Here is a 5,309-nt window from a genome sequence, read left to right on the forward strand (position 1 = left end):
CGCCGCCGTTCACGTGACGGCGACCATCACGACGATAAGCCTTAACCGGCCTGCCGCCGTAAGCCCGCGATATCCTGCGATCACCATTACGTCTTCCGGAAAAGACACGTTCTGCAGATGCAGACGCGGCTCCGGACTGAACGGCGTCACTTTGCTGCCCGCGAAGCGGGTACAAAGTGACGCGTGAAAAAACCACGCTGCAGCCGCTGCGGCACAATGCCTGACGGCGATTTCCACAATCTGACGTGCACGTATTACGTGTTTTCATACGCCCTGAACGGGCTTTTAACCACAACGCTGCCGGCGCGACCGCAGGCAGGTTTCATTGAGAAAGGAAAAAGATCGGCTCGGTATCGATGGCGACACCAGGAGACTGGTGTGTGGAGGGAGCCTGACGCAAGTCAGCCCGGCGTAAGCCGCGAACAGGTCAGCGACCTGGGGAAACCTCGCAAGAACTCAACAATCTGTCATCCCGATGCACAGATACCAGCTGAGACGCAGGAAGCGCAAAAGTAACCGTGTCGTCGGGACCGGAACACCGGATAAAAATGAGGTTACAGGTTTTACGACCTGTTATTTCCAGAACTGCCACCACTTAACCGGGGGCGGTAAGGGCTGCTGCACGTCTTTTTTATGCTCAAGCAACTGCAACGATTGTTTGAGGCTGTCGATATGCGATTCCTGAGCAGAAACGAGCGTTCTGAGGTGTTCAACTTCCTGTTTTAAGCTGCTAACCATCTGTTCAGATGGTGCAGGTGTCACTGTAACACGCTGTTCAAGAACCTGTTCAAATGGCTGTTCTTGGACAGGTTTTGAAATGTCACCGAAAACACGGATAAGCTCTGATATATCTACCATTTTTGCATTGCGTACACCTGCACAAGTGGACAGATCACCTGTTTTTATTAACCTGTGCAGCGTTGTTCTGCTCTTACCTGTAAGCCTGGCGGCCTCACTGATCGATACTTTTGCCATCCGTTTACCGTTATTCTTGCTCTAACCTGCCCAAAAGGACATCATGAAGGCGTTCAGCACCTTCATGAAGCTTTTCGCACATATCGGCTTCATCGTCTAAATCAATCTCGTTGAGCTTTTCCAGCAGGAGCAGACTCTGAGCCTGAATGAATTTTGCCATGTTCAGCGCAGTTTTTTGCTGTTTCGTCATCAGACGCTCCGGTGCGTACGTGCCATATGCTGAAAGCGGGTGAAATGACGCTTCCTCGGTTCCCCTGGCTGCGCCAGACGAACGCTGCGGCGAGCGTTACCGGCTAACGACGAAAAGGCTTAGGTTTGCTCCAGGTGAATTCAGCAGCCTGACGTTCGTCGGCCCGTGCCTGTTTAGCGGCCTCAGCTTCACGCTGTCCCAGAAGCTGCTCACGGGCAACTCGCAACACCTCTTTTTTTTCCGGCCCGGACAGCTTTTTGCCTTTTGCCCGTTCCGCTGCAAAGACAGCATCATCAAGAAACTGCTTTTCAGTCTTAGATACAACATGCAGACGACCAGCCATAAACCCTCCAGGTCAACGTCAACAGCGCCCCCCTTTCCCCCCGAGCCTGGTCCCCGGCACCCCGGTTTTCCATAGGCTCCGCCCTCCTGACGAACATCACAGAAATCTGCCGATTCCCGGTGCTCAAATCAGAAGGGGCGAAACCCGACAGGACTTAAAGATACCGGACGTTTCCCTCCGGTGGCTCCCTCGTGCGCTCTCCTGTTCCCACCTTACAGCTTAGCCCGTGTATTTCCGCTGTTATGGCCGCGTTTTCTCATACCACGCCTGACACTGGGTGCTGCTTAGGTGGTTCGCTCCAAGCTGGGCTGTATGCACGAACTCCCCGTTCAGCCCGACTACCACGTCTTGTTCAGGTAACTGTTCTCTTGAGTCCAACCCTGACAGACACGACAAAGCGCCACTGGTGGTAGCCAATGGTAACCGGTTTGCAGAGCGAAGTTGTTAAGGATAACTCAACAAGAGTTCTTGAAGTAGCAGCCTGACTACGGCTACACTGGAAGGACAGTTTAGGTATCTGCGCTCTGCTGAAGCCAGTTACCACGGTTCAAAGAGTTGGTAGCTCTGAGAACCTTGAAAAACCACCGTTGGTAGCGGTGGTTTTTTCTTTTCAATGATAATATCTTCATAGCAATCTATCAGCAAGGCCTAACGAGACATCGATGTCGCAAAATTCAAATACATTAAAAAAAATAAGACAAGCAATTAAAGAACTTAACCTCAAGGAAATATCAATAAAGGATGATGTAAGCCCTAAAGGAACTATTATGCTCAGAGTCATAATAGAAGGGGAGAATACAGTATTAACTATTATTACCAATGACCTTCAAGACAAGCTTTTTTTATCAATACTATTACCAGTAGAGTATGATGAGCTGGCAAACAAAGAAAAGGCCAAGCAAGACAAACTATACAAGGTGTCTAATGAGTTCAATTCAATATGTAGAAATCTAAAATGCTTTATTACTGATGCCGAATTAGGAAGGATGATATTTTCAACGGAGACTAGGCATGATAAATTGATCGCCGTGCCTTTGCTAAAAGAAGAAATGGTTTATTCAATAGCATCAGTAAAAAGCGCAGTTGATATATTCAATGGGTTATTGAAGGATAACTAAAATGGCTGCAAAAAAAGAAAACAAAAGCAGCTCTCGTAAAATGCTCCGCATTTTTTTATTCTCGACGTTAGCATCTTTAGCTACTGTTTTGTTACCTGTTGCTGCTTTTGCTTTTATACCTCAATCATGGGGCGATGGTTTAGCCTATAAGCTGTCATATCCTATTGCTGCTGCAATTTCAGCCTTATACATCACTTGGCGTATCGAGGTGGAAAAAGACAGCTTAAATGAGAAGATAGATGAGCTTAATGATGAAAAATCAAACTTGGAAGAAGCTTACAACATAAAACATAAGCAGTTCCAAAAAATTGTCATTGCTGAGTTAACATCACTAGCAACAAAAAAACACCAGTCTATGCAGGCAATGAAAGAACATTGTGGGAAAATTCTTAACTCTGTCGCACAGGATGGAATATTAAACTACTCAGCAAAGGAAATGATTCGGCATATTTCAAGCTTAGGTTTTAATAAAGCATCGACTGAAGTAGGTGGTGAAAGTAACGAGGTAAATCCAAGTACAGTTGGTGACAAGATAAACTTTAAAGGTGATCATTCATTTTATAATATCGCCAAGAAAACAAAAAACACAACCACATAATAAAAAATAGAATTTGTTTATTTTTTTGGTAAATTTATAGAAAAACTGTCCGGCTTGGCCTTTCATTTTATAATGAAAAAATAAGCTCCGTGATTGCAAGGCGCCACTGGAAAACATCCTATATCTAATTTAATTAATATTACTATTACTATTACTATTACGACCTGAGTCGTTTTAATCGAGCTAAAGCTACTAAAAAATAAGAAGCAATCGATATGATCTTTTTAGATTTTTACAGTTTTTTTGCGGTTTTTGTCGCGTTCAATCTGGCCAAAATCCATTAAAATCGGCAACATCCATTTTAATTTAAATGCAGGGCCTTCACACCAGAAATCATTTGAGCTATCGTTATCTGTTAGGCACGCAACAAAAAACCCTTCAAAAACAGGCACTCATCGAAATGGAGTCTGGTAATGGAAAAATTTAGAGGCATTAACTTTACCCTTCATACTTTTAGAATTAGCGCTCAAAACCGTGAAAGAGTTACATGCAGTAATTGTGGAGAAAATGTATCATTTAGCGATGTCGTTGATGATATTGACGATCCTGATGATGTTGTTGCTTGCCCTCATTGCGGCCAATATGAATTTGATACAAATCATCAGCCATAAGAACCAAAATCCCAAAATAATCCGTCCATAAAGGCGGATTATTTGTATAAGAAACCATCTCAATTTACCATAATACCCCTTGGGCGCACCCCCGCAGAGGCCCTCAGCGCGATTCTGCGGCCTGAGGGTCGTTTCCGGCACCTTTCCCCGTCCATATCCCCAAAAAACGCTCCTGATTATTTCTGCGCGTCTGCATGGCTATGCACGCAGGTGAATGGCGGGCGGTTCCGGGCGGATGCTGGCACTAAAGCCGCGTTTTCGCAGGAAACGGTCATTTCCGGTAACGGTGAACGGGCGCGCAGTTTACTGTGCGATCGTGAGGCGTTGGACAAGCCGGCAGGCGCGGCAGATAGTTTACTCAATGCAGCCTATCGGCCTGCATTCGTCAAAGAGAAAAGGAGATTCACATGTCTAAAAATACTTCAAAAGGCCCATCGTCAAGTAACCCTGATAACGGTGGTAACTGGCCATCCACGACAGGAAACAAATCCGGAGGAGGCAGAGGTAATGCACCATCACGCACAAAATCGGGTAATGGCGCGGGCGCGAGGCGGTAGGGGTTTTGAGAGCCAGCTGCAGGCTCAGGAGAAAACATTCTGTTTTCGGGGCAAGTACTTTCAAATGACGTCATTTGGAAGCGCTTGCCCTATCCTGCATCGCAGCGCATGGTGGCATCCGCTACCCCTTTGCGAATCCTGCCCTTGATCTGAACATCAGAGAAATTTCGTACGTACGAAATCCAGGGTATCGGGCAGCGCCTGATGAAACGTTCTGGAGTGCCGGCGGTACTCCAAAAACACATCTTGTCCCACTGGTTTTGTCACGGGCGCAAAGCGGCGGTAATGACAAAACATTTCCTGTCCGAAATCAGCGACGGCTGACGGGCAGCAACTTCTGCGTGCTGAGAAAGCCCTCAAGGCTGAGATCTTCGTTCAGCTCGTCCCAGTGAATGCCGCGCGGACTCAGCTCGAATTTTTCCAGCTGCCCGGCGCCCGCTTTTTCCAGGGCAGGAAAGTATGAAAGCGGCACGCCCAGCGTGCGCCCGTCACTCAGCTGCAGCCAGATGTTATACGGGTCAAATCTGGCAGATTTGATTGAAACGCTCACCACCACCTCCGGTTGACCGTCACGAATTTACGTTGATAGTATGTCCGAGTAGCTCTGTCGTCCATGACGACCACCAATGATCCTGATGCCTGAGAGGATCGCCTTCGGGTGGCACATAACACTCCTGCAGCCTGAAAGGGAGAACACATCAGTGTGGTACATCTGCCCGCCTTTGGAAGCAGATATCGTCAATCACGGCTCCTACTGCCTGGCGATGAAGGTACATTCCACAAAGCAGTGAACAGCGAAGCCTGTCCTGCCATCCGCCGCCGCCGTTCACGTGACGGCGACCATCACGACGATAAGCCTTAACCGGCCTGCCGCCGTAAGCCCGCGATATCCTGCGATCACCATTACGTCTTCCGGA

The 5,309-nt window shown here is 47.5% G+C and carries 8 protein-coding genes; 3 read left to right on the top strand and 5 right to left on the bottom strand.

The window, feature by feature from the left end; genetic code table 11:
* Positions 1-573 precede the first annotated feature (573 nt).
* From BBA90_RS02425 to BBA90_RS02435, 3 genes are all read right to left on the bottom strand, one after another.
* A complete protein-coding gene (locus tag BBA90_RS02425; RefSeq protein ID WP_065647769.1) occupies positions 574-975 on the bottom strand; it encodes a helix-turn-helix domain-containing protein in 402 nt (133 codons plus the stop codon).
* Between the two features lie 10 nt (positions 976-985).
* The gene (locus BBA90_RS02430; protein ID WP_065647770.1) at positions 986-1,165 is read right to left on the bottom strand and encodes a Rop family plasmid primer RNA-binding protein; all 180 of its coding nucleotides are present in this window, start codon (positions 1,163-1,165) and stop codon (positions 986-988) included.
* A gap of 103 nt (positions 1,166-1,268) precedes the next feature.
* Positions 1,269-1,508 (bottom strand): hypothetical protein, encoded by a 240-nt coding sequence (locus BBA90_RS02435; RefSeq protein WP_065647771.1) that lies wholly within the window; start codon positions 1,506-1,508, stop codon positions 1,269-1,271.
* Positions 1,509-2,170: 662 nt separating this feature from the next.
* On the opposite strand from BBA90_RS02435, the gene BBA90_RS02440 reads away from it, so the two are divergent.
* The 3 genes from BBA90_RS02440 to BBA90_RS19015 all read left to right on the top strand — a co-directional run bounded on the left by BBA90_RS02440 (position 2,171) and on the right by BBA90_RS19015 (position 3,835).
* A complete protein-coding gene (locus BBA90_RS02440; RefSeq protein ID WP_139074157.1) occupies positions 2,171-2,626 on the top strand; it encodes a hypothetical protein in 456 nt (151 codons plus the stop codon).
* Position 2,627: 1 nt separating this feature from the next.
* Positions 2,628-3,224 carry a hypothetical protein gene (locus BBA90_RS02445; RefSeq protein WP_065647773.1) on the top strand — a complete coding sequence of 199 codons (597 nt, stop codon included), beginning with the start codon at positions 2,628-2,630 and terminating at the stop codon, positions 3,222-3,224.
* A gap of 413 nt (positions 3,225-3,637) precedes the next feature.
* Positions 3,638-3,835, top strand: coding sequence for a hypothetical protein (locus tag BBA90_RS19015; protein WP_139074158.1), 198 nt, complete (start codon positions 3,638-3,640; stop codon positions 3,833-3,835).
* A gap of 403 nt (positions 3,836-4,238) precedes the next feature.
* On the opposite strand, the gene BBA90_RS19400 is transcribed toward BBA90_RS19015, so the two are convergent.
* Positions 4,239-4,466, bottom strand: a complete 228-nt coding sequence (locus BBA90_RS19400) for a hypothetical protein (RefSeq protein ID WP_206099884.1) — start codon at positions 4,464-4,466, stop codon at positions 4,239-4,241.
* A gap of 236 nt (positions 4,467-4,702) precedes the next feature.
* Complete coding sequence (locus BBA90_RS02455) at positions 4,703-4,942, bottom strand: DUF2442 domain-containing protein (protein ID WP_065647775.1); 240 nt, start codon at positions 4,940-4,942, stop codon at positions 4,703-4,705.
* Positions 4,943-5,309: the final 367 nt, after the last annotated feature.

The sequence above is a fragment of the Pantoea eucrina genome, assembly GCF_001691555.1.
Classification (GTDB): Bacteria; Pseudomonadota; Gammaproteobacteria; order Enterobacterales; family Enterobacteriaceae; genus Pantoea; species Pantoea borealis.